13 protein-coding genes and 1 pseudogene are annotated in these 24,711 nt (G+C 70.8%); 10 read left to right on the top strand and 4 right to left on the bottom strand.

Annotated elements, in window-relative coordinates; all coding sequences use genetic code 11:
* Nucleotides 1-38 precede the first annotated feature (38 nt).
* The gene (locus NGB36_RS31335; RefSeq protein WP_255923995.1) at nucleotides 39-692 is read left to right on the top strand and encodes an HAD family hydrolase; all 654 of its coding nucleotides are present in this window, start codon (nucleotides 39-41) and stop codon (nucleotides 690-692) included.
* Nucleotides 693-732: 40 nt separating this feature from the next.
* Here the strand turns inward: NGB36_RS31335 and NGB36_RS31330 are convergent, their stop codons facing one another.
* Nucleotides 733-1,299 (bottom strand): DJ-1/PfpI family protein, encoded by a 567-nt coding sequence (locus tag NGB36_RS31330; RefSeq protein ID WP_255923994.1) that lies wholly within the window; start codon nucleotides 1,297-1,299, stop codon nucleotides 733-735.
* A 446-nt stretch (nucleotides 1,300-1,745) separates the two neighbouring features.
* Between NGB36_RS31330 and NGB36_RS31325 the strand changes: the two genes are divergently transcribed.
* Nucleotides 1,746-6,683: an NAD-glutamate dehydrogenase gene (locus tag NGB36_RS31325; RefSeq protein ID WP_255923993.1), complete on the top strand. Its 4,938-nt coding sequence runs from the start codon at nucleotides 1,746-1,748 to the stop codon at nucleotides 6,681-6,683.
* Between the two features lie 54 nt (nucleotides 6,684-6,737).
* On the opposite strand, the gene NGB36_RS31320 is transcribed toward NGB36_RS31325, so the two are convergent.
* Nucleotides 6,738-8,279: a hypothetical protein gene (locus NGB36_RS31320; RefSeq protein ID WP_255923992.1), complete on the bottom strand. Its 1,542-nt coding sequence runs from the start codon at nucleotides 8,277-8,279 to the stop codon at nucleotides 6,738-6,740.
* Nucleotides 8,280-8,500: 221 nt separating this feature from the next.
* Between NGB36_RS31320 and NGB36_RS31315 the strand changes: the two genes are divergently transcribed.
* A complete protein-coding gene (locus tag NGB36_RS31315) occupies nucleotides 8,501-9,601 on the top strand; it encodes an acyltransferase family protein (RefSeq protein WP_255923991.1) in 1,101 nt (366 codons plus the stop codon).
* Here the strand turns inward: NGB36_RS31315 and NGB36_RS31310 are convergent.
* The gene (locus NGB36_RS31310) at nucleotides 9,587-11,809 is read right to left on the bottom strand and encodes a bifunctional glycosyltransferase/CDP-glycerol:glycerophosphate glycerophosphotransferase (RefSeq protein WP_255923990.1); all 2,223 of its coding nucleotides are present in this window, start codon (nucleotides 11,807-11,809) and stop codon (nucleotides 9,587-9,589) included. The genes NGB36_RS31315 and NGB36_RS31310 overlap by 15 nt on opposite strands.
* Nucleotides 11,810-12,004: 195 nt before the next feature.
* Between NGB36_RS31310 and NGB36_RS31305 the strand changes: the two genes are divergently transcribed.
* From NGB36_RS31305 to NGB36_RS31295, 3 genes are read left to right on the top strand one after another with little or no spacing between them, the layout of a single operon-like run.
* Nucleotides 12,005-13,330 (top strand): ABC transporter substrate-binding protein, encoded by a 1,326-nt coding sequence (locus NGB36_RS31305; RefSeq protein WP_255923989.1) that lies wholly within the window; start codon nucleotides 12,005-12,007, stop codon nucleotides 13,328-13,330.
* 28 nt (nucleotides 13,331-13,358) lie between these two features.
* A complete protein-coding gene (locus NGB36_RS31300) occupies nucleotides 13,359-14,333 on the top strand; it encodes a carbohydrate ABC transporter permease (RefSeq protein WP_255923988.1) in 975 nt (324 codons plus the stop codon).
* Nucleotides 14,333-15,229: a carbohydrate ABC transporter permease gene (locus NGB36_RS31295; RefSeq protein WP_255923987.1), complete on the top strand. Its 897-nt coding sequence runs from the start codon at nucleotides 14,333-14,335 to the stop codon at nucleotides 15,227-15,229. Before NGB36_RS31300 ends, NGB36_RS31295 begins: the two co-directional genes overlap by 1 nt.
* Here NGB36_RS31295 and NGB36_RS31290 read toward each other — a convergent pair.
* Nucleotides 15,209-18,418: an FtsK/SpoIIIE domain-containing protein gene (locus tag NGB36_RS31290; RefSeq protein WP_255924011.1), complete on the bottom strand. Its 3,210-nt coding sequence runs from the start codon at nucleotides 18,416-18,418 to the stop codon at nucleotides 15,209-15,211. The two genes, NGB36_RS31295 and NGB36_RS31290, sit on opposite strands and share 21 nt — an antisense overlap.
* A 416-nt stretch (nucleotides 18,419-18,834) precedes the next feature.
* On the opposite strand from NGB36_RS31290, the gene NGB36_RS31285 reads away from it, so the two are divergent.
* From NGB36_RS31285 to NGB36_RS31270, 4 genes and pseudogenes are all read left to right on the top strand, one after another.
* Nucleotides 18,835-20,508 carry a serine/threonine-protein kinase gene (locus NGB36_RS31285; protein WP_255923986.1) on the top strand — a complete coding sequence of 558 codons (1,674 nt, stop codon included), beginning with the start codon at nucleotides 18,835-18,837 and terminating at the stop codon, nucleotides 20,506-20,508.
* Nucleotides 20,509-20,716: 208 nt separating this feature from the next.
* Nucleotides 20,717-22,885, top strand: a complete 2,169-nt coding sequence (locus NGB36_RS33995; protein WP_372509574.1) for a protein kinase domain-containing protein — start codon at nucleotides 20,717-20,719, stop codon at nucleotides 22,883-22,885.
* 58 nt (nucleotides 22,886-22,943) lie between these two features.
* Nucleotides 22,944-24,050 carry a peptide chain release factor 2 gene (gene prfB, locus NGB36_RS31275; protein ID WP_255923985.1) on the top strand — a complete coding sequence of 369 codons (1,107 nt, stop codon included), beginning with the start codon at nucleotides 22,944-22,946 and terminating at the stop codon, nucleotides 24,048-24,050.
* Between the two features lie 259 nt (nucleotides 24,051-24,309).
* Nucleotides 24,310-24,711: pseudogene (locus NGB36_RS31270) on the top strand (hypothetical protein); the annotation flags it as partial.

Genomic DNA, 24,711 nt, shown 5'->3' with positions numbered 1-24,711 from the left:
ACGTCGCGTTGTCAGACCCCCGCTGTACCGTCTTTTTCATGACAGCGCATCTCGTATGGGACTGGAACGGGACCCTGCTCGACGACATCGAAGCGGTGGTCGGGGCCACCAATGCCGCCTTCGCGGAGCTCGGTTTCGAGCAGATAACCCTCGACCAGTACCGCGAGCTGTACTGCGTTCCCATCACGCGCTTCTACGAGAGGCTCCTCGGCCGGATCCCGACGGAGGCGGAGTGGGAGCACATGGACGGCACCTTCCACCGGCACTACACGCTGCAGCGTGCGGCCTGTGCGCTCGCCGAGGGGGCGGACGTGCTGCTCACCGGATGGCAGGCGGCCGGACGCAGTCAGTCGATCCTGTCGATGTACGGGCATGAAGAGCTGATTTCGCTGGTGCGCTCGTTCGGCATCGAATCCCGCTTCGTCAGGGTGGAGGGGCGCACCGGCCCGTCGGGGGGCAGCAAGATCGAGCACATGGTGCGCCACCTGGACGCCCTTGAAGGCGTCCAGGCGCGACGCACCGTGGTCATAGGCGACGCCGTCGACGACGCCACCGCAGCGGCGCACGTCGGAGCGCACGCCGTGCTCTACACCGGTGGCTCGCACAGCCGGTCCAGCCTGCAGCGGGCCGGAGTGCCGGTGGTGGACAGCCTCGCCGAAGCCGTCGGGGTCGCCGAGGACCTCATACGCTGAATTCGCTGACGCCGACCCGAGAGGTCCGGGTCGGCGGGACTCAGGTCACCGGGGCCTTCGCGCGGAGCACGTTCAGGAACTCGCGCATCCACGCCGGATGGTCCGGCCAGGCACGCGAGGAGATGAGCACCCCGTCGACGACGGCTTCGGAGTCCTGGAACGCCGCGCCCGCGGCCTCCATGTCCGGTTCCAGCGCCGGGTAGGCGGTCAGCCGCCGGCCGCTCAGCGCTCCGATCGACGCGGTCATCAGCGGGCCGTGGCAGATCTGGGCGACGGGCTTGTCGGCGTCGAAGAAGGACTTGAGGATCTTGCGGAGCTCAGGGTCGTTGCGCAGGTACTCCGGCGCGCGCCCTCCCGGGATGACCACGGCCGCGTACTGCGACGGGTCGACGTCGGAGAAGGCCAGGTCGGCCGGCCAGGTGTAGCCGGGCTTCTCGGTGTAGGTGTCGAAGCCCTCTTCGAAGTCGTGCACCACGAAGCGGAGCTTCTTGGCCGTCGGCGCCGCGATGTGGACCTCGTAGCCCTCTTCGAGCAGCCGCTGGTACGGATAGAGGACTTCCAGCGATTCCGCCGCGTCGCCGGTCAGGATGAGGATCTTCGCCGTCATGAGCTGTACCGTCCGTCCTCGCGTATGACAAAGAGCGGGGGGCCGGGCCGTGCGCACAGCACGGCCGCCCCCATGCCCAACCTGCACCCCTCGGCAGGCTTTGCCAAGTGGTCACGGCAAGCCGCGCACTGTCCAAAGTGTCAAATTTTGGAGGGAGGCTTTGTACGCAAACGGTCCCTGACAGCCCCCGTACCCGGAGCGATAGCCTTACCGCGTGATCAGTGCGATACCCCGCAGGGGCGACGATGCCCCTGCCCTGCGCCCGGAGCGGCATGAGCCCCTGGGCGCGGCTGATCGTTACAACCGGGTCAAATCCAGGACTACCCGCCCTGAAAGCCCTCAACGAGGCATAACGTCGACCCTGAACGGCAATCCCGCGCCGGGGCGACGCGCCGCCACCACACCCATTCACGTCACGCAACGGCGCGCGACAGGAGTCAGAGGACATGCAGACCAAGCTGGACGAAGCCAAGGCCGAGCTGCTCGCACGGGCAGCCCGGGTAGCTGAGAACAGCCCGGCAGGGGGTCAACAACCCGGCCAGGGCCTCGACGCAGAGGCCGTACAGGCGTTTCTCCAGCAGTACTACCTGCACACGGCACCGGAGGACCTTCTCGACCGCGACCCGGTCGACGTCTACGGAGCCGCACTTTCCCACTATCGCCTCGCGGAGACGCGTCCCCAGGGCACCGCGAACGTGCGGGTGCACACCCCCACCGTCGAGGAGAACGGCTGGACGTGCAGCCACACCGTCGTCGAGGTGGTCACCGACGACATGCCCTTCCTCGTCGACTCGGTGACCAATGAGCTGTCCCGCCAGGACCGCGCGATCCACGTCGTCATCCACCCGCAGGTCGTCGTCCGCCGCGACGTCACCGGCAAGCTGCTCGAGATCCTCGACTCCGGCGCCCCGCTCGACGCCACGGGCCCGGAACTGCCGCACGACGCGGTCGTGGAGTCGTGGATCCACGTCGAGATCGACCGCGAGACCGACCGCGCCGACCTCAAGCAGATCGGCACCGACCTGCGGCGCGTGCTGTCCGACGTCCGCGAGTCCGTCGAGGACTGGACGAAGATGCGCGACGCCGCGCTGCGCATCGCCGACGAGCTGGCCGCCAGCCCGCCGCCGCTGCCCGAGCAGGAGGTCGGCGAGGCCTGGGAGCTGCTGCGCTGGCTCGCGGACGACCACTTCACGTTCCTCGGCTACCGCGAGTACGAGCTGACCACGGAGCCGGGACCGGACGGCACCGAGGAGGACGTGCTCGCCGCCGTGCCCGGCACCGGCCTCGGCGTGCTGCGCGCCGACCCCACACACCGGGACGCGGAAGGCACCCACTCCGTCTCGCACGCCTTCCATCGGCTGCCGCCCGGCGTCCGCTCCAAGGCGCGCGAGCACAAGCTGCTCATCCTCACCAAGGCCAACAGCCGCGCCACCGTGCACCGCCCGTCGTACCTCGACTACATCGGGGTGAAGACCTTCGACGCGGAGGGCAATGTCACCGGCGAGCGCCGCTTCCTCGGCCTGTTCTCCTCCGCCGCGTACACCGAGTCCGTCACCCGCGTCCCCGTCATCCGCCGCAAGGTGCAGGAGGTGCTCTCCGGCGCCGGCTTCTCGCCCGACAGCCACGACGGCCGCGACCTGCTGCAGATCCTCGAGACCTACCCGCGCGACGAGCTCTTCCAGACCAGCGCCGACGAGCTGCGTCCCATCGTCACCAGCGTCCTGTACCTGCAGGAGCGGCGCAGGCTGCGGCTGTTCCTGCGCAAGGACGAGTACGGACGCTACTACTCCGCCCTCGTCTACCTGCCGCGCGACCGCTACACCACGGCCGTCCGGCTGCGCCTGACCGAGATCCTCAAGGAGGAACTCCAGGGCCGCACCGTCGACTTCACCGCCTGGAACACCGAATCGGTGCTCTCCCGGCTGCACTTCGTCATCCGCGTCGCGCCCGGCACCGAGCTGCCGGAGCTCACCGACGCCGAAGCAGACCGTATCGAGGCACGGCTGGTCGAGGCCGCCCGCTCCTGGGAGGACGGGTTCGCCGAGGCGCTGGGTGCCGAGTGCGGCGAGGAGCGCGCGGCCGAGCTGTCGCGCCGCTATGCACACGGCTTCCCCGAGGGATACAAGGCGGACTTCACGCCGCGCACCGCCGTCGCCGACCTCCAGCACATCGAACGTCTCGGCAAGGACGACTTCACCCTCAGCCTGTACGAGCCGGTCGGCGCGCCCGAGGGCGAGCGCCGCTTCAAGATCTACCGCACCGGCGCGCCCGTCTCGCTCTCGGCCGTCCTGCCGGTGCTGCAGCGCCTCGGCGTCGAGGTCGTCGACGAGCGGCCGTACGAGCTGAAGCGCACCGGCGCGTCCAAGGCGTGGGTGTACGACTTCGGACTGCGCCTCGACCGTTCGCTCGGCGACCTCGGTGACGACGCCCGCGAGCGCTTCCAGGACGCCTTCGCCGCGGTGTGGACCGGCCAGGCGGAGAACGACAAGTTCAACTGCCTGGTGCTGCGAGCTGGTTTGACATGGCGTCAGGCAATGGTGCTGCGTGCCTACGCCAAGTACCTGCGCCAGGCCGGCGCGCCCTTCAGCCAGGACTACATGGAGGACACCCTCCGCACCAACGTCCACACCACCCGGCTGCTGGTCAACCTCTTCCAGGCCCGCCTCTCCCCGGACCACCAGCGGGCCGGCTCCGAGCTCATCGACGGCCTGCTCGAAGAGCTGGACGGCGCGCTCGACCAGGTGGCCTCGCTGGACGAGGACCGCATCCTGCGCGCCTTCCTCACGCTCATCAAGGCGACGCTGCGCACCAACTACTTCCAGCGCGACGCCGACGGCAGGCCGCACCCGTACCTGTCGATGAAGTTCGACCCGCAGGCCATCCCCGACCTGCCGGCGCCGCGCCCCGCGTACGAGATCTGGGTGTACTCGCCGCGCGTCGAGGGCGTGCACCTGCGCTTCGGCAAGGTCGCGCGCGGCGGACTGCGCTGGTCCGACCGGCGCGAGGACTTCCGCACCGAAGTCCTCGGCCTGGTCAAGGCGCAGATGGTGAAGAACACCGTCATCGTGCCGGTGGGCGCGAAGGGCGGCTTCGTCGGTAAGCGGCTGCCCGACCCGTCGGCCGACCGCGACGCCTGGCTGGCCGAGGGCATCGCCTGCTACAAGACCTTCATCTCCGGCCTGCTCGACATCACCGACAATCTGGTCGGCGGCGAGGTCGTCCCGCCGCACGACGTCGTCCGTCACGACGGGGACGACACCTACCTCGTCGTAGCCGCCGACAAGGGCACCGCGTCCTTCTCCGACATCGCCAACGAGGTCGCGATCTCCTACGGCTTCTGGCTCGGCGACGCCTTCGCCTCCGGCGGCTCCGTCGGCTACGACCACAAGAAGATGGGCATCACCGCCCGCGGCGCGTGGGAGTCGGTCAAGCGGCACTTCCGCGAGATGGGTCACAACACGCAGGAAGAGGACTTCACGGTCGTCGGCGTCGGCGACATGTCCGGGGACGTCTTCGGCAACGGCATGCTGCTGTCGGAGCACATCCGCCTGGTCGCAGCCTTCGACCACCGGCACATCTTCATCGACCCCGAGCCCGACGCGGCCGTCTCGTACGCCGAGCGGCGCCGCCTGTTCGAGCTGCCCCGCAGCAGCTGGGCCGACTACGACCCGAAGCTGATCTCCGCCGGCGGCGGGGTCTTCCCGCGCACCGCCAAGTCGATCAGCATCACCCCGCAGGTCCGCAAGGCGCTCGGCATCGAGGCGAAGATCGCCAAGATGACGCCCGCCGAGCTGATGAAGGCGATCCTGCGCGCCCCCGTCGACCTGCTGTGGAACGGCGGCATCGGTACCTACGTGAAGTCCTCGGCGGAGTCGCACGCCGACGTCGGCGACAAGGCCAACGACGCCATCCGGGTCGACGGCCGCGATCTGCGGGTCCGCGTCGTCGGCGAGGGAGGAAACCTGGGGCTCACCCAGCTCGGCCGGATCGAGTTCGCCCTGCAGGGCGGCAGGATCAACACCGACGCGATCGACAACAGCGCAGGTGTGGACGCCTCCGACCACGAGGTGAACATCAAGATCCTGCTCAACGCAGTGGTCGCCGACGGCGACATGACCGTCAAGCAGCGCAACCAGCTGCTCGCCGAGATGACGGACGAGGTCGGCGCGTTGGTGCTGCGCAACAACTACGCCCAGAACGTGGCGCTCGCCAACAGCATGGCGCAGGCATCGAGCCTGCTCAACGCGCAGCAGCGCTACATCCGGCGACTGGTGCGCGACGGCAAGCTCGACCGCGCGCTGGAGTTCCTGCCCACCGACCGGCAGATCCGCGAACGGCTGAACGCGGGCATCGGCCTCACCCAGCCGGAGACCTCGGTGCTGCTCGCGTACGCCAAGATCACGACCGCCGAGGAGCTGCTCACCACCTCGCTGCCGGACGACCCGTATCTGCTGCAGTTGCTGCACGCCTACTTCCCGCGGGCGCTGCGCGAGCGGTTCACCGCCCAGGTCGACAGGCACGCACTGCGCCGCGAGATCATCACCACGGTGCTGGTCAACGACACGATCAATACCGCGGGTACGACCTTCCTGCACCGTATGAAGGAGGAGACGGGCGCGTCGACCGAGGAGATCGTCCGGGCGCACACCGCGGCCCGCGCGATCTTCGAGATGTCCCGCATCTGGGACGAGGTGGAGGGTCTCGACAACGTCGTGGCCGCCGACGTCCAGACCCGCGTACGGCTCCACTCGCGCCGCCTCGTCGAGCGCGGCACGCGCTGGCTGCTCAACAACCGGCCGCAGCCGCTGGAGATCGCCGAGACCATCGGCTTCTTCACCGAGGGCGTGGCGTCGGTGTGGTCGCAGCTGCCCAAGCTGCTGCGCGGCGCGGACCTGGAGTGGTACCAGGGCATCCACGACGAGCTGACGGGTGCGGGCGTGCCGGAGGAACTGGCGACGCGGGTCGCCGGCTTCTCGTCCGTCTTCCCGGCCCTCGACATCGTCGCCGTCGCCGACCGGGTGAAGAGGGATCCGCTGGACGTCGCCGAGATCTACTACGACCTCGCCGACCGGCTCGGGATCACTCAGCTCCTCGACCGCATCATCGAACTGCCGCGCAGCGACCGGTGGCAGTCGATGGCGCGTGCGGCGATCCGCGAGGACCTCTTCGCGACGCACGCGGCGCTCACTCAGGACGTGCTGTCGGCGGGCGCCGACGCGGCGACGCCGGAGCAGCGCTTCGAGGCGTGGGAGCAGAAGAACGCGGCGCTGCTCGGGCGTGCGCGCTCCACGCTGGACGAGATCCAGGGCTCGGAGTCGTTCGACCTGGCGAACCTGTCGGTCGCCATGCGCACCATGCGGACGCTGCTGCGTACGCGCAGCTGACGGTGACGGCGGGTCCGGGGGCTGCGGCCCCCGGCCCCCGGCGCCGCGGCGAACTCAGGGGGTGAGGCGGACCAGGGTCTCGCCGGTAGCCCTGTGCGTCGCGACCACGTGGGCGTCGGCGGGGATGCGCTCGCCGGGCTGGAGAAGCGCCCAGCGGGCGTGGTAGCGCTGGGTGATCAGGCGTTGGACGGACGGGGTCGCCGTCGGCGAGAAGTAGACGTGGACGTCGTGGCCGCGGCGGTTGCGGACGTCGACGGACAGCGAGGGGTCGGGCCAGGGGCCGGAGACCAGGAAGATGCCGTACGCGGGCAGCACGTGCGTCGCGTGCCAGCCGTCGGTCAGGACCACATCGCCGACCGGGATGCGGTCCGCCGCCCAGCGGTAGCTCGGCCAGGTGACCAGGTGCTGCAGCGGCACCGGTGACCAGGGGATCTCCCACACGGCCCCCACCTGCACCGCGAGACCGATGCATCCGGCCGCCGCCGCGGCCCCGGCCATCGTCTTGCGCAGCCGCGTCCACGGCCGTGGGCGGGTCAGCTCGACGGCGAGCGCGAACTGCGGCGGCATCAGCAGCAATCCGAAGATCCGCCCGTAGGTGTAATGGCCGGAGAACCAGCCGTACGTGGCGATGGCGATGTCCATGACGTACAGCAGCACCAGCGGGTCGAGGCGGTGCCGCCGCCACCGCATCACCAGCGCAGGCACACCGACCACGCTCAGCCCGTACCACGTGATGACCCGCCGCCCGTAGAGCCCCTTGTGGAAGATGTCGACGGTCGTGTCGCCGATGAGCCCGAAGACGTCGTAGTACGGCCATACCACGGCGATGGTGACGCCTACGGCGACGGTCAATGCCCAGCGGGCCGCGGCCCGGCGGTTCCACCCGCGCTGCCATCCGGCGACGATCGCCGCGATACCGGCTGCGGCGCCCACCGAGGTGATCGGGTGGATGAGCAGGATCATCCCCATACAGGCGCCGATGAACGCATGCCGCAGCAGCGATGCCCGGGCCCGCGCCGCCCGTGCGGTCAGCGCCCACATGTGCAGGGTGAGCGAGATCGCGAAGGTGGACGGGAACGTCAACGTCCGAGTCAAGGAGCCGATGTTGAGGAATCCGCTCCACGCGGCGGGGTGGATGCCCCACAGCAGCATCATCCCGGCGAGCGCCAGCACCGGCACCCACCGGTTCGCGCTCAGCGTCCTGGAGAACGCGGCGACACCGGTGAGCAGAACCAGCAGGTTGACCGGCCCCCAGGCCTTGAGGACCACCCAGCCGGGCAGGCCCGTCGCCTTGGCCAGCAGGCCGAGGAAGACGATGAGAGGCGAGTAGTACGGGCTGTTGTCACCCGAGAGGTCGACGAGCGGATTGGCAGGGTGGAGAGGGTTCGCCTTGATCCGCTCGATCGCGGAGGCGTGCTGGCCGAAGTCGGAGATGATGTTGTTGCGCCAGGCGAGCACGTTCATGAAGACGAAGAAAGCGGTGGCGACGAGCAGATACGGGCTCGGTCGCCACGCGGTCAGCCGTCGTCGCAGTCCCGGTGCGCCGGTGCCGGCGCCGGTGCCGGGCGTGGCCGCCGTCGCTGTCGCTGCCGTCATCGATCACTTACCTCCGCGCCGGCCGTGGCAGCCGTCAGAGAAACTGGCCCTCGGAGAAATTGACGCCTCGGGGGTTACGAGCAGGGATCCAAAGGGCCGCCGGGAGGCAACGGCAGGCGGTCGGTTTAGCCCGCTTCGCGGTATGAGTCATGTCACCCGTACGAGTTGTCAGGGCAAGCCCCCTTGCGTACAGGGGGAGGGGGCTGACTACCGTCGTCCCGGTGACCAGCGCCGACATGTCGATGTTGCAGAAGAGCGGAACCCTTCCCGGGCAGCGGGTGGAGGGTGCAGAAGGCTCGGCGACGGGCGGGGCTCGGCCATCGCGCGACCCGTTCTTCGACAATGCGAAGTTTCTGCTGATCGTTCTGGTCGTCATCGGTCACAACTGGTATCCGCTGATCGGCCAGTCGCGGGCGGTCAAGGCCGCCTACATGGTCGTCTACGCCTTCCACATGCCGGCGTTCATCCTGCTCTCGGGCTACTTCTCGCGCACTTTCGAGGCCAGGCCCGAGCAGGTGCGCAAGCTGATCCGCGGCGTCCTGCTCCCGTACGCCGTCTTCGAGATCGCCTACCTCGCCGTCGTCGCGAAGGCCGACAGGCAGCCGTTCAGGCCCGATCTGTTCACCTATCCGAGCTTCCTGTGCTGGTTCCTGATCGCCCTGTTCGTTTGGCGGTTGACGACGCCGGTGTGGCGGGCGGTGCCGAAGCCGGTCCTCGTCGCCGTGCTCGTCTCGCTCGCCGCGGGTCTGATGAACGTCAGTACGGACCTCGCGCTCTCCAGGATCCTGCAGTTCCTCCCGTGGTTCGTGGCCGGGCTCTGCATGGAGCGCGAGCACTTCAAGTGGCTGCACCGGCGGGCGGTGCGCCTGTGGGCGGCGGCTGTGCTGATCACGGCGCTGCCCGTGTCGTACATGCTCGCCCCCGACGCCAACGCGGACTGGCTGGACATGCAGACCAACGCCGCCGGCCTCGGCGTCGGGACCGTCGAGTACCTCGCGATCCGGCTGGGGCTGCTGGCGGTCGGAGCACTCCTCGTCGCGGCGGCGCTGGCGCTCATCCCCGGCCGCAGGCTGCGGCTCACCGTGCTCGGCGCGTACACGATGTACCCGTTCCTGCTCCACGGTCTGGTCGTGAAGACGGCCCAGGGACTCGGGCTGTACGCCACGGTCGCCAACAGCGGGCCGGTGGCCGTGGTCACGCTCACGCTGGCCGCTGTGGCGCTCGCACTGCTGCTGACGACGCCGCCGGTGCGGAAGCTCGTGGGGTGGGCGGTGGAACCGCGGGTGCCCCGGTGGTCGCGGCCGGGTCTACTCGGGCGCTGAGGAGCCGGCGGAGGGCGGCGGGGCCGGGCGACGCTCGTCGAGGGGCACGACCGGTGGCAGCCGGTCCTCCTGCTGGGCCAGGAAGACCCTGCGGACGACGCGTTCCGCTGCGTTCCCGTCGTCGTACGGGCAGAAACGGGCGCGGAACGCGGCGCGCAGCCGCGCCGAGCGCGGGCCGTGCCAGGCGTCCGAGGTGAAGACGCCGATGAGTTCTTCCTCGGTGCGCGCGACGGGGCCGGGCGGCTCGCTGGTGATGTCGAAGTAGGTGCCCCGCGCGGCGCGATAGGTCTCCCAGTCGGTGGCCAGGATGACGATCGGGCGGTCGAGGTTGGCGTAGTCGAACATCACGGACGAGTAGTCGGTGAGCAAGGCGTCGGAGGCGAGGCAGAGTTCCTCGACCGACGGGTGTGCCGAGACGTCGATGATGCGGGCGGTGCCCGCCTCTTCGTCGGCGTTGCCCTCGTCGTCACGGTCGGTTGTCAGTGGGTCCTGGTAGAAGTAATGAGAGCGGGTCAGCAGCGTGAACTCCGGGCCGAGGGCGCGCGCGAGGCGTCCGAGGTCGAGCTGGGCGACGGGCCGCTTGCTGTAGTCGCGGTGGGTGGGGGCGTAGAGGATCGCGATACCGGAGGAGGGGATGCCGAGGGTGGCACGTATGCGGGAGACGTCGTCGGCGGTCGCGCGCTGGAAGACGTCGTTGCGCGGATAGCCGTATTCGAGGGTGGTGTACGCGGCCGGGTAGGCGCGCTCCCAGGACAGCGTGGAGTGGCGGTTGGAGGTGAGGGAGTAGTCCCAGCGGTCGACGTGGTTCAGCAGCCGGTCGAAGTCCGTGCCGGCCGCGGCGGCGGGGTGGTCCAGCAGATCGAGGCCCATCGTCTTCAGCGGGGTGCCGTGGTGGGTCTGCAGATGGATCTGGCCGGGCCGCTTCGCCAGCAGATAGGTGAAGTTGACGTTGTTGACGAAGTAGGTGGCGCGGGCGAGGACCTTCCAGAAGGCGGCGGAGCCGGGGTGCAGCCGGCGTACGCCGTCGGGAAGGGTGTGGGCGTACTCGGGTGAGGTGATCCAGGCCGTGCGGATGTGCGGGGCAAGTCGGCGGACGGCGGCCTCGATCGCGGCCGGATTGCAGGAGTAGCCCTTGTTCCAGTAGGCGGCGAAGACCGCGAGATTGCGGTCGAGGGGGAGGAGGCGCTGGATGCGGTAGTAGACCCGCAACAGCCCGGCACGCAGGCTCTTGTAGGCCTCCGGTCCGTGGACGCCGGCCCAGCGGCGCACACGTCCGGCGCGCCACCGCAGCATGAACGGTACGCGGCTGCGGGCGCCGGAGGCCGGCCGGTGGCGGCGGTAGTGGCCGGCGCACTGCCCCAGGTATGCGCGGCGGGCGGTACGGGGCAGCGGATCGGGGGTGGTCCAGGCCGCCGTCATGTCGTCGAGCATGCGGTGGAAGAGCACCAGGTGCCACGAGGACAGCTGCGGATGCTCGGCGAGAAAGGCGAAGACGCGGTCGTACTGCTCGAAGATGTCGGATCGCGGACGGCCGTCCCGGCCGAGGAGGCAGGAGCTGAGGCGGGAGACCCGGGGCTGCTTCTCGTGCAGGCAGACGCGGTCGAGCAATGCGATGGACGAGGCGGTCAGCAGCGCCTGGAAGCACCAGGGGATCTCTTCGTACGCGCCGGGCGGGAAGGCGAGCCCGGTGCCGGTGACGAACTCGCGGCGGTAGGCCTTGGCCTTGGCGCCGGCCGGCAGGCGCAGCAGTTCCGGGCGTCCGGCAAGGGTGAACGGCTGAGGGCCACCGTCGGCGAGGAGCCCGGCCGGCTCGTCGTGCACCGCTTCGCCGTCCCACGGGATGCGGACGCGCCCGAAGACCAGGACGTCCGGATCGCCGGTCCGCTTCAGTCGGTCGGCGATCGCACGCAGCGATCCGGGGGCGAGGGTGTCGTCGCCGTCGAGGACGAGGAGATAGTCGCCGCTGGCGCGCTCTATCGCCGCGTTGCGCGCGGGTCCCGGGCCCACGCTCTGCGGCAGCCGGATCGCGCGGACGCGTGTGTCGTGGGCCGCGGTCTCGTCGATGATCTCGCCGCAGCCGTCGGGCGAGCCGTCGTCCACAGCGATGAGCTCGATGTCCCGGTATGACTGGGAGAGCACGGACGCCAGGCCCTCACGCAAGCACGCCTGGACCTTGCGGGCGACGACGATGACGCTGAACCGGGGCACGGCACTTCCTGGGCGCTCGGCGCGGACGATCGGTGCGGACGATCGGTGCGGACGACGAATCAAGGCTAGGGCGCGCACCCCTAGGGCTGCAGTCGAATGTTGATCTCAGCTGCGTAACGAGCGTGCACGGGGGTTGACGTGCTGTCACGCGAGGTCTTGATTAGGCCTACCGCCGGGGAAGATGAGGAGATTGCCATGCCTGTCTCAGCGAAGCGGCTGGTGGCCACGGTCGGGGTCGCCATGGCCCTGGTCGCCGGAGCCACCGCGTGCTCTTCGGGTTCGTCGACCGGTTCCAGCAAGCCGGCCCCTGTCGGGCCTGCTGCAGGGACGATCGAGTGGGAGGCCGCACCGATCACCCAGGGCTCCAACGATCCCCGTCAGGTACTGATCCAGGCCTTCGAGAAGGCCTATCCGAAGATCAAGGTGAACCTGATCTCGGGTGCGACCGACACCGACACGCTGCGCGGCACCCTGACGACGCAGATCTCCGGCGGCTCCTCGACACCGGACGTGTACAACGGCGACGTGATCTGGCCCGCGCAGTTCGCGCACGCGGGGCTCGCCTCACCGCTGTCGGACTACCTTCCCTCCAGCTACTGGAGCCAGTTCGCACCGGGCCTGGTCTCGGGCGCCACGTACCAGGGCAAGATCTACGGCTCCCCGCTCTACGCCGACGAAGGCTTCCTCTACTACCGCAAGGACCTGCTCGCCAAGGCACACCTGCCCGTGCCCACCACCTGGGAGCAGCTGGTCAGCGAGTCCAAGACGCTGCAGTCCCAGGGCCTGGTCAAGTACGGTTTCGTCTGGGAGGGCGGCGCGTACGAGGGGCTGACCTGCAACTGGACCGAGTTCATGAGCGACGCCGGCGGCTCCACAATCAACTCGGACGCCAGCAAGGCCACCATCAACTCGGCTGCCTCGGTCAAGGCGTTGACCTTCATGCGGTCGCTGATCTCCAGCGGTGTCTCGCCCTCGTCGGTGACAACGATGCAGGAGCCGCAGGCGATGTCGACGTTCGACGACGGCCAGGCCGCGTTCCTGCGCAACTGGGACTACGCCTACTCCAACGCCAACACGCCGCAGAACTCACAGGTCGTCGGCAAGGTCGGGGTCGCGCTGCCGCCGACCTTCGCAGGCCAGTCCGGGCCGGGCTACTCCAACGTCGGCGGCTGGAATGTGTATCTGAACCCGCACAGCAAGAACGTCGGCGCGTCGCTCGCGTTCATCAAATGGCTGGCGAGCCCGGCGGCCCAGGACATCCTCGCCGGGCAGTACTCGGAGATCCCCACCAACCAGTCGGTGCGGACCGACCCCGCGATCCTCGCGAAGAACCCGGTGCTCGCGGTGGCGGCGCACACCAAGCTGATCGCGCGTCCGTCGCAGACCCCGCAGTACCCGAAGGTCAGCCAGGCGGTGTACTCCAACATCAACGCCGCACTGTCCGGGTCCGTCGCCCCGTCTTCCGCGTTGTCGTCGGCGTCGAGCCAGATTGACACCGCCGTCTCCGGAGGCGGCCTGTAGCAGGCCCGGCGATGATGGGGGATGAGTCATGAGCGTTGACAGCGCATCGGGCGTCACCGTGCCGGAGCCGGTCCCCGCGGGGGTCGTGCTCCGGCCGCCGGACAGCAGCGTCCGCCGCAACCAGCGGCTGCTCGCCCGGCTGGGATGGCTGTATTCGGCCCCGGCGCTGCTGCTCGTCGCCGCCGTCACGATCTTCCCGATCGTCTTCTCGGTGGTGATGAGCCTCAGCCACGTCACAGTCAGCGGCAGTGGATTCGCGCTCGGCGGATTCACCGGCAGCAATTACTCGGCGATGTTCGGCGCCCAACTGTGGCGCTACGCACTCGAATTCACCCTCGCTTACACCTTCGGCACCGTGCTCGTCGAGATCGTGCTGGGCACGCTCGTCGCCCTCGTTCTCGAACGGCTGACCATCGCACGCGGCTGGCTCATGGCGCTGCTGCTCATCCCATGGGCGATGGTCACCGTCATCTCCGCGGAGCTGTGGGACTACATCTACAACGGCGTCTACGGCGTGGGCACATCGATCCTCCACGACCTGGGCATGCAGCAGCCGAATCTGCTCGGCACCCCGACGGCCGCGATCATCTCGATGGCGGCTGCCGACATCTGGAAGACCACCCCGTTCGTGTCGATCATCGTCGTCTCCGGCCTGGTGATGCTGCCCGTCGAGCTCACCGAGGCCGCGCGCATCGACGGCGCCAACGGCTGGCAGATCTTCTGGCGCGTCACTCTGCCGCAGCTGCGGCCCACACTGGCGCTCGCCGTGCTCTTCCGCATCCTGCAGGCGTTCGGCCTGTTCGACCTTCCGTATGTGCTGACCGGCGGCGGTCCCGGCAACAAGACCGAGTCGCTGGCGCTGCTCGGCTGGCAGACGATGTTCTCCGACCTGGACTTCGGCCCCGGAGCCGCCGTCGCGGTCTCCACCGCGGCGCTGACGCTCATCGGCTGTCTGCTGTTCCTGAAGGTCTTCCGCAGCCAGGTCGGAAAGGAGGAGCTGTGATGACGGCAGGGACTGGGGCCCTGGAAGGCGCCGCGCGTGTCGTGGCGCCGAAGCGGACCCGCGGGCGGCACCGCGGCTGGCGGCGCTGGATCAACGGCGTCAACCTGGCGGCGCTGGTCATCGCCGTCATCGTCGCGGCACCCCTCTACTGGATGATCACCAGCTCGTTCAAGGGCCCCAAGGAGATCGGCGGGGCGCCCAGCCTGTGGCCGCACCATCTCTCCGGGGCCAACTACCAATCCGCCTTCTCCCACTACCACTTCGAGACCTATCTGCTGAACTCGGTGATCGTCTCGGTGTGCGCGACGGTCATCGTGCTGGGGTTCGGCATGTTCGCCGGCTACGGCCTGGCCCGCCTGCCGATGCGCGGCAAGTTCACCATCATGGTCACGCTGCTGATGATCTCGCTTTTCCCGGCGATCGCGATCGTCTCGCCGCTCTACCTGATCATGCGCGATCTGGGGTGGCTGAACAGCTACCAGGCGCTGATCATCCCCTACGCGGCGTTCAACCTGCCGTTCGCGATCTGGATCCTGCGCAACTTCTTCCTCGGCATCCCACGCGAGATGGAGGAGGTCGCCCGCGTCGACGGCGCATCGCCCACCAGGACCGTGGTGTCGATCATCGTGCCGCAGGTGCTGCCCGGCCTGTTCACGGCGGGCGTGTTCACCTTCACCGCCTGCTGGACCGAGTTCCTGATGGCGCTCACCTTCAACAATTCCGACCAGTACCGCACCATCGCCGTCGGAATCGCCGAGTTCGGCGGGGAGTTCACCGTGCCCTACGGCACCATCTTCGCCGCCGCGACGGTCGCGGTGCTGCCCATCGCCATCCTCGTCCTCGTCTTCCGGCGTGCCGTCATCTCCGGCCTCACCTCAGGAGCCGTCAAGGGCTGAGCGTTCCGGCAGTGGCAGCGCGGGCTCGGCGGAGACCGACTCGGCCGCCCGCTGCAGGGCACTCGCCAGCAGCGCCAGGTCCGTCGGCCCGTTACCGAGTTCGCGCAGCGGGCGACGGGCCGGCGGGTCGCCCATCCGCTCCCACTCCAGCGGCACCACGGTCGGGCGCAGCGTCGCCGTCCGCGGGATGCGGCCGCTGACCCGTCCGGCCTGGAACGGCGTCACCGCGCCGTCGGGTCGCCGCAGATAGCCCCGGCCCGGCAGGGACTCGTCGAGCCCCGCAGGATCCTCGACGTGCACGAGCAGCGCCGCCGACTCCGGATCCTCCGTCCGCAGCGCGATCCGCAGCCGCGACCGCTCGTCCGCCTCCGTGCCCGCCGTGCGCTCCGGACGGCCGGTCGACGCCACCAGATGCACCCCGAGCCGGGCGCCGGCGCGCGCCACGCCCTCCACCGCCCGTACGACCGAACCGGCCGCGGGCCGCCCCGGACTGCCGAGCGCGGGTGCCGTCAGCGCGTCGAGATCGTCCACGACGACGACCAGACGCCGCTCGGCACGCCAGGCGTCGAGCGCGTCGAACGAGTCGAAGGAGCTCTCGTCCAGCATCTCCTCACGGCGCTTCAGCTCGGCCGAGAGTGCCTGCGCGAACTCCCGCATCCGTGCCGGGTCGGAGGCCGCCAGATACGTCGAGACATGCGGCAGATCCGTGCAGACCCGCAGCCCCTCGCCGCGCTCCGGGGCGCCGTCGATCAGGACGAGCGACAGCCGGTCCGGCCGCGCGGCGGCAGCGAGCGCCGCGGTGACCGAGCGAAGCAGCTCCGTCTTTCCCGAGCCGGCCGCACCGCCGACCAGCAGATGCGGGCCCTCGGTGACGAGATCGGCCGTCACCGGACCCTCCGGGCCCGCTCCGAGCACGGCCCGTGCGGCGGCGGGACCGGCGGTGCCCCCCGAGCCGGCAGGGCCGGCCGTCCAACGCGCCGAGATCTTCGCGGGGGTGGCGAGCGCGAGGTCCAACTCATCGAGCAGGCGGGCGGTCGGGGGCAGCGCGCTGCGCTTCCGTCGCCCCGCACCGTCCGCCTCGCGCAGCGGTGCCAGTGCACGGGCGAACCGCTCGGCCCACGCCGGCGACACCGCGTCGACGGTGATCAGCGAGCCGGCGGAGCCGTCGTCGGGCCATGGCGAAGGGGTCACGCTCAGCGTCGTCGCCACGTCACCGCCGAGCCGCGCCACCGATCCGCACTCAGCAGTCAGCAGCTCGGACTGCTCGTCCAGGCACACGAGATGGACGCCGACGGCAGGACCCGCGTGCGCCAGGCGCGCCACGGTCTCACGCAGTGCCATGGACCCAGGGTCGCCGTCCACCACCACGACGGTGAACGGCCCCGTGCGGCGGGCGGCCGAGGCGGCGACCGCCTCCGGGGCGGCCGTCGCCCACCCCGGCCCGAGCGGCCCGTCGTCCAGACGCCGCGTCAACTCTGCGGTACGCGCCTCCGCCTGCTCGCGGTCGAACGCGAGCAGCAGTCGGCAGTCCTGGCCGTGCGCGGGGCGCACGTGCGGCAGCCAGTTGAGCCAGGCCCACTCATCGGCGCGCTCGTCGAGGGGGCGTGCGCGGTCCGCGCTGATCAGGACGAGTTCGAGCACCGAGGGGGAGTGCAGCGCGCACAACTGGGCGACGACGGCACGCGCCAGCCCGGCCAGCCGTGGCCGGGGCCCGGCAAGCCCGAGCGAGCCGGTGCGCCGCAGGTCGGCGGTGACGGGCACGGACGGCAGCAGGCCCCCGTCGACCCGCCGATCGGTGGTGCCGAGCCGCACGGTCAGCGCATCGGCCTGGTCGGCGCCCCGCTCCCACAGACGCGGGCCCGGCCCGAGCGCGGTGACCAGGACGGTTGCCGGATCGGGTGCGCGGCCGCGCAGCGCGGCCGCGTGGGCGGCGAGCCGTGCCGCCTCAAAGGCTCCGGATCCGGCGCGGCCGGAGCCCCGCCCGGCGCCGGCGGCGATGCGCCGTGCCCAGGCTCCTATGGCCCCTGACAGCCCCCCGCCGCGTCCTGCGGGGGGTGTGCCGGGGGTGCCGGGGGCGCCGAGCACTCCGCCTCGCGAGGCGAAGGTCGTCGCATTGCGGTCGACGGCCCCGAGCCGGTGCGGCGTGGCGACCCGGCTGCCGCCCTCGCCGCCTTCCTCTGCTTCCTCTGCTTCCTCCGCTTCCTCCGCTCCCTGCGCGTCGTGCACGGCCCCCGGGCGGCCGCCGGTGCCGGTCCCATGGGACGTGGGCGCGCTGGGATACGCGGAGCTGCTGAGCCCGGTGGCACCGCCGAGGTGGCTCGTCGTCGCCGCGGCGGGCACGCCGGGCGTGGCGGGCGGCGGTGCGAAGGCGCCGGGCCGGCCCGTGTCCTCGGCGGAATCGGGCCTCCTCGGGCTCGGCACGCGCTCGGCCGCATGCGCCCCCGAGGCGCCCGGACCTCCGGCGCCCGGCGTGAATGCGGTGCGGGCGGTACGCAGGAGGGCGACGCACAGATGGCCCTCGGCGTCCGGGGCCACCGGCAGACTCGCCGAGGGCGCGGGCACGGCGTCGGTCTCCGCCGCCTGGCCTGCGGCCGGGCCGGGCTCCAGGCGGAGTGTGGACTCCCCCATGCGCAGCAGAGCCCCCGGCGGCAGCGGCACCGGTCGCTCCCCGACCGGATGACCGTCGACGCTCGTGCCGTTCGTCGACCCCAGGTCGCTGACCGAGACATGGCCGGTCTGCGGGTCCAGGGTCACGGCGCAGTGCAGCCGTGACACGTCCGGGTCGTCGAGGGGGACGTCGGCCGCGGCCGACCGCCCGATCCGCACCTGACCGCCGTGGAGCAGATGGACCCCGCCGGCGTCGGGGCCGCCGATGACGTGCAGCTCCGCGTGGGCGCCCGAGTCGTGGGGGTGCTCGTCGTGGTGGCCGTGGTCGGCGGGGGCGTGCAGCGAGAGCACGGCGCCGTCGACGAGCGGGGGCACTCCGAGCACCGCGGTGCCGGGATCGAGCCGCTGGGCCCCTGCGTAGAGCGGCACGGCGGAGCCGGACGACCGCACGGGCTGCCCGGAGCCGGCGCTCGCCGCAAGCGCGCCCGCCACCGCGCCGAGGGCCGTCCCCGCCGGAGCGGTGACGAGCACGTCGCAGGCGCGGCCGCTGCGTGGCCCGAGGACGGTCAGCCGGATCTGCATCGTCGTCCGCGTCCCTTCTACCGTCACTACCGTCACTGGCGTTCCTGCCGGATCTGCCGGATCTGCTTCGTGCCTGAGGCATCCTCCCACTCGTCACTGACAACGCGCCTCCGGCGTCCCCGCCAACGATCTTGTTCGATCATCGACCGGTCACCGATGGTCGGGAACCGGACGAATTGCGGCAACCGTCCCCGGCGGGACGCGCCGCCCGGGCCCTCCGTGGCCGCCGGACAGGCCGGTGAACCAAGAGGGCCTCCCCCGCGTCCTTCCCTCAAGCCCCACGTCACGCGTGGCGAGGCGCCCGGGCGCTGGCCCGGACGCTTTCCGGCCGCGGCACTACAGTGGGGCGGAGGAGGCCCGTGAGGGCCCCCGTCCATGATGTTGACCGTGACGATCACGACCTGGGAGCGCATGCCGTGCGGCCGGTAGGCAGCAAATACCTGCTCGAGGAGCCGCTCGGGCGCGGGGCGACGGGCACCGTCTGGCGTGCCCGGGTGCGCGAGGACGCCGCCCTGCCCGAGGGCGTCGACGGTGCCGAGGGCGCGCCCTCGCACCCCGGCGAGGTCGTGGCGATCAAGGTGCTCAAGGAGGAGCTCGCAAGCGATCCCGACATCGTGATGCGCTTCCTGCGGGAGCGCTCGGTGCTGCTCCGCCTCACCCACCCCAACATCGTCCGCACCCGCGACCTGGTGGTGGAGGGCGAGCTCCTCGCTCTCGTGATGGACCTGGTCAACGGCCCCGATCTCCACTGCTACGTCCGTGAGAACGGCCCGTTCACGCCGATGGCCGCCGCCCTGCTCACCGCCGGCATCGCCGACGCACTCGCGGCGAGCCACGCCGACGGCATCGTCCACCGCGACCTCAAGCCCGCCAACGTCCTCCTCGCCAGCAGCGAGGACGGCTCGCAGATGTATCCGATGCTGACCGACTTCGGCATCGCCCGTCTGGCGGACTCCCCGGGTGTCACACGCACGCATGAATTCGTCGGCACGCCCGCGTACGTCGCGCCGGAGTCCGCCGAGGGCCGGGAGCAGACCTCGGCCGTCGACGTCTACGGCGCCGGCATCCTCATGTACGAGCTGGTCACCGGCCATCCGCCGTTCCGCGGCGAGAGCGCGCTCGAAGTGCTCCACCAGCACCTCAGCCAGGATCCGCGCCGCCCCTCCACCGTGCCCGAGCCGCTGTGGACGGTCATCGAACGCTGTCTGCGCAAGAACCCCGACGAGCGCCCCAGTGCCGAGAATCTCGCCTGTGCGCTGCGCGTCGTCGGCCACGGCATCGGTGCCCACGCCACGCCGCAGGCCGCCGAGGCCGCGCTCGGCGTGGGCACCCTGCTCGCGCCCGATCCCGCCCCGGCCCGCGTGCCCGGCACCGGCGCGGGCGCGGCCGCGGCGGCGGGGGCTGTGGCGGGAGCCGCTGCGGGTGCCGCAGCGGCGGCGGCCATGGGCGGCGGCGACCCGACACAGGTGATGCAGGGCGGCAGCCACGCATACGACCCCAATGCCGCCACCAGCGTGCTGCCCGGCTCGGCAGCGGACGGCACCCGCGTGATGCCGTCGACAGGGCCGCAGGGACAGCAGGGGCCGCAGGCGCCGCAGGGCCCGCACCCCTGGGAGTCGCAGCTCAGTGCGGCGCGCAACCGCAACCAGCAGACCGAGATCGGCTACCTCGACCCCAGCCAGGACCCGCTGCGCCACCGCCCGCGCCGGCAACCCGCCCCCGCGCCCGCCCAGCAGCCGTACGGGCAGCCGCAGCCGCAGCAGCGCCAGCGCTACGAGCCCCGGCCCGAGCGGTACGAGCCGCAGCGCCGCCCGGAGCGAGAGCCCGCACCGCGTCGCGAGCCCAGGCAGCGCACCCCGATGCGGATTCCGGGACTGGGATGTCTCAAGGGCTGCCTGTTCATGATCTTCATCCTCGTGGTGATTTTTGTCCTCGTGTGGAACTTCACGCCTGTACCGCACTGGATCGCGAAGGGCGAGAACTGGTACGAGGCCACGTCGAGCTGGATCAAGTCGGCCTACCACTGGGTCACCACGCTCGGCAGTGCGGCCAGGAGCATGCACATCCCGAAGAGCGGCGGTCTCGGCTGACGCCCCCTCGCGCTGCGCTCAACTCGTCAGCCGACTCTGGAGATTTGTCGACTTCCAGAGGGTGATTTCTCCCGCAGAAGCCGCACTCACCCCCGACTGGTTCCCCCAATGGCCCCTCATCCGCGTAGCTTTGTCGCCAACAGACCGTCGGATGGCGTGAGACTGTGCCCCTTGAGGGCGCAGTTGATTCGGATGAGTCGGAGCAGCCTTGGCACGGAAGATCGGCAGCCGGTACACCGCCCACCAGATCCTCGGGCGGGGTTCTGCCGGAACGGTATGGCTGGGCGAGGGACCCGAGGGTCCGGTCGCCATCAAGCTGCTGCGTGAAGACCTCGCCTCGGACCAGGACCTGGTCGGCCGCTTCGTCCAGGAGCGCACGGCGTTGCTCTCGCTCGACGACCCGCACATCGTCGGAATAAGAGATCTCGTCGTCGACGGCACCGACCTGGCCCTCGTCATGGACCTCGTACGCGGCTCCGACCTGCGCTCGCGCCTCGAACGCGACCGCCGGCTCGCCCCCGAGGCCGCCGTCTCCATCGCTGCCGACGTCGCCGACGGGCTCGCCGCCGCGCACGCCGCCGGCGTCGTCCACCGCGACGTGAAACCGGAGAACGTCCTGCTCGACGCGGCCGCCCCGCCCGGACCCGGCGGCGCGCCCCCGGCCATGCTCACCGATTTCGGCATCGCCAGGCTCGTCGACTCACCCCGCCGCACCCGGGCGACCCGCATCATCGGCACCCCGGACTACCTTGCGCCCGAGATCATCGAGGGCCTGCCGCCCCGCGCGAGCGTCGACATCTACGCCCTCGCGACCGTCCTGTACGAACTCCTCACCGGCTTCACGCCCTTCGGCGGCGGCCACCCCGGCGCCGTGCTGCGCCGCCACGTGACCGAGACGGTCACCCCGGTGCCCGGCATCCCCGACGCGCTCTGGCAGATCCTCGCCCAATGCCTCGCCAAGGCCCCCGCCTCCCGGCTCACCGCCGGCGAGCTCGCCGAACGGCTGCGCCGCCGGCTGCCCGAGCTCGCCGGGCTGCCACCGCTGGAGGTGGCCGCACCGCATGACGGCGACGGCCGCACGGGCGCGGGGGAGACCGACGCGGAGGAGACGGCCGAGCCCGCTCCGTCCGCCCCTCGTACCCGGCGCGGCGCCGTCCCGCTGGTGCGCGCCTCGGCCCCGGACTCCAGCCGCGAGACCCACACCAGCATCAAGCTCCCCACCGCGGACGAACTCGCAGGCTATCCACGCCGCGAAGGAGGGACCCACCGTCCGACGATGGCGGGCGGCGGCGCCCGAGCCCGCCACCGTGCCGTCTCCGACTCGGTCCGCAGGCGCCGCATCAAGCTCGCGGCCGCCGCGGCCGCCGCACTGGTGGCCGCGGGAATCGGAGGCTGGGCGCTCGCGTCCGGCGGCGACGACGCCAAGGCCAACACCCGCGAGGACCACCAGCCCGGCGACTCCACCGCCACCAGCCCCGGCGCCGACGCCTCCCCGCAGGGCAGCACCGGCACGCCCGTCGCGCTGCCGCGCTGGTCCGCCTTCCAGGACGCCCCGCGCCCGGGTGTTCCGCTCACCGGCGGACCGCGCGCGATCGCGCTCTCCGGCACCACGTACGTCTTCGCGCGCGGCGCGGACCAGAACGTGTGGTACATCACCCGCGACGAGCGCAGCGGACGGTACGGGGCCTGGCAGCGGCTCACCGGGATACACGTCACCGACGACCCGGCGGTGGTCTCCGCGCAGCAGGGGCAGCTGGACCTCTTCGCGCTCGGTACGGACGGACTGCTGTACCGCAGGACGATGTCCGCGGCGGGCAGCGGCTGGGGCGCTTGGTACCAGGTCGACGAGCGCACGCACTTCGACGCGGCCCCGGCGGCCGCGTCCTCCGCGCCCGGCCGCATCGACCTCGTCGGCCTCACCGGAGGTCAGCTGGTCACCGCGTCGTTCGTCGGGGGCCGCTGGAACGTGTGGGCCGCGCTGCCCGCGGCCGGTCGCGTTGCGGTCGCGCCCGGCCTCGTCTCGCGTGCGCCGGGCACGCTCGACGCATTCGTCGTCCGCAAGGCCGACGGTGCGGTGGTGCGGTTGCCCTACACGGGCGGTGCGTGGCAGCCGCCGCAGGTCGTCGGGCACTTCGATGCGGCGGGGCGGCCCGAGGCGGGTTCCTCGGGCGAGCCGGGCGGACAGACGTACGTGTTCGCTCCCGAGGAGGGGGGCGGGCTGGCGGAGGCGACCGGCCTTGCGGACGGTGACTGGGAGATGACGCAGGTGCAGGCGCCGTCGGCGGGCGGCTCCGCGGCGGGAGTGCTGGCCGCCGACGGGCATGTCGAGCTGTGGGTGCGCACGGGGACGGGCGGCCTTGCCGTGGCGGTGGGCTGATCCCGGCCCTCCCGCTCGGGCCCGCGGGGTCACCGGGGCCAGCCGGTAGGCTGGTGTCGTGGCAATCCTCGACGTACCCGAAGAGCTGAAGTCCCTCTCCTCCACCATGGAGTCGATCGAGGCCGTCCTCGACCTCGACAGGATGAGGGCCGACATCGCCTCACTCGAGGAGCAGGCGGCCGCCCCCTCGCTGTGGGACGACCCCGAGAGCGCGCAGAAGATCACCAGCCGGCTCTCATACCTCCAGGGGGAGCTGCGCAAGGTCGAGGCGCTGCGCAGCCGCATCGACGACGTCGGGGTGCTCTTCGAGCTGGCCGAGGCCGAGAACGACGCCGACACCCGCGCCGAGGCAGAGGCGGAGCTGGACGCCGTCCGCAAGGCCGTCGACGAGATGGAGGTGCGGACGCTGCTGTCGGGTGAGTACGACGCCCGGGAGGCGCTGGTGAACATCCGCGCCGAGGCGGGCGGTGTCGATGCCGCCGACTTCGCCGAGCAGCTGCAGCGCATGTACCTGCGCTGGGCGGAGCGGCACGGCTACCCGACGGAGGTCCTGGAGACCTCGTACGCGGAAGAGGCCGGCATCAAGTCGACGACCTTCGCTGTCAAGAGCCCGTACGCCTACGGGACGCTCTCGGTCGAACAGGGCACGCACCGCCTCGTGCGCATCTCGCCCTTCGACAACCAGGGCCGCCGCCAGACCTCCTTCGCGGGCGTCGAGGTGCTGCCCGTGGTCGAGCAGAGCGACCACGTCGAGATCGACGAATCCGAGCTGCGCGTCGACGTCTACCGTTCCTCGGGGCCTGGCGGCCAGGGCGTCAACACGACCGACTCGGCGGTGCGGATCACTCACCTGCCGACCGGCATCGTGGTCTCCTGCCAGAACGAGCGCTCGCAGATCCAGAACCGCGCCTCCGCGATGAACGTCCTGCAGGCCAAGCTGCTGGAGCGGCGCCGTCAGGAGGAGCAGGCGAAAATGGACGCGCTCAAGGGCGACGGCGGCAACTCCTGGGGCAACCAGATGCGTTCGTACGTCCTGCACCCGTACCAAATGGTCAAGGACCTGCGGACGGAGCATGAGGTGGGTAACCCTCAGGCGGTGCTCGACGGGGAGATCGACGGCTTCCTGGAGGCTGGGATCCGCTGGCGCAAGCAGCAGGAAAAGTAAGAATCTGACGGATATTTATCACAGGCGTATACCCAACTGCCCGTCAAACGCTGCCAATTCGGGCATTGGGTGTGCAATGCGCTTGACCGTGATGTGAAAACCGGGAAAGCTGACCCGCGGCATGCGTATGACGGGGCGCGCGTGCGGACGGGGGTGGACGGGCTGTCATTGCGGTCCGTGACTCGAACGCCCCGAGTGCCGCAGCCCTGTGCATAGCTGCTCCGTATACGACTAAGCAGCTACTGGGGGTAGTTGGCAGATGAATCATCGTAAAACTCGGGTGCGTGTCGCCCGGATCACCGCTGGTGCGGTATTCGCGGTCGGCGCGTCGCTGACCGCCGTGGGTACGGCGCAGGCTGCCGGGGTCAGTGGAGACGGCTCGACGACGCAGGCCGGCTCGCAGGACAGCGGCCTGCTCGGCGGGATTCTCGGCACCCTGCTGGGCGACAACGGCAACGGCGGCTCGGACCAGGGCTCCACGGAGGGTTCCACTCAGGGTTCGACGCAGGGCTCCACTCAGGGTTCGACGCAGGGCTCCACTCAGGGTTCGACGCAGGGCTCCACGGAGGGTTCCACGCAGGGCTCCACTCAGGGCTCGACGCAGGGCTCCACTCAGGGTTCGACGGAGGGTTCGACGCAGGGCTCCACTCAGGGTTCGACG

It is taken from the genome of Streptomyces humicola (assembly GCF_024436035.1).
In the GTDB taxonomy this organism is placed as follows: domain Bacteria; phylum Actinomycetota; class Actinomycetes; order Streptomycetales; family Streptomycetaceae; genus Streptantibioticus_B; species Streptantibioticus_B humicola.
Note: the sequence above shows the minus strand (reverse complement) of the source record. Positions and strands in the feature narration are given on the sequence as shown.

Excerpts from the sequence above, each read along its gene's own strand:
- NGB36_RS31335 (WP_255923995.1), top strand. The coding sequence starts at position 39 with ATGACAGCGCATCTCGTATGGGACTGGAACGGGACCCTGCTCGACGAC.
- NGB36_RS31330 (WP_255923994.1), bottom strand. The coding sequence starts at position 1,299 with ATGACGGCGAAGATCCTCATCCTGACCGGCGACGCGGCGGAATCGCTG.
- NGB36_RS31325 (WP_255923993.1), top strand. The coding sequence starts at position 1,746 with ATGCAGACCAAGCTGGACGAAGCCAAGGCCGAGCTGCTCGCACGGGCA.
- NGB36_RS31320 (WP_255923992.1), bottom strand. The coding sequence starts at position 8,279 with ATGACGGCAGCGACAGCGACGGCGGCCACGCCCGGCACCGGCGCCGGC.
- NGB36_RS31305 (WP_255923989.1), top strand. The coding sequence starts at position 12,005 with ATGCCTGTCTCAGCGAAGCGGCTGGTGGCCACGGTCGGGGTCGCCATG.
- NGB36_RS31300 (WP_255923988.1), top strand. The coding sequence starts at position 13,359 with ATGAGCGTTGACAGCGCATCGGGCGTCACCGTGCCGGAGCCGGTCCCC.
- NGB36_RS31295 (WP_255923987.1), top strand. The coding sequence starts at position 14,333 with ATGACGGCAGGGACTGGGGCCCTGGAAGGCGCCGCGCGTGTCGTGGCG.
- NGB36_RS31290 (WP_255924011.1), bottom strand. The coding sequence starts at position 18,418 with ATGCAGATCCGGCTGACCGTCCTCGGGCCACGCAGCGGCCGCGCCTGC.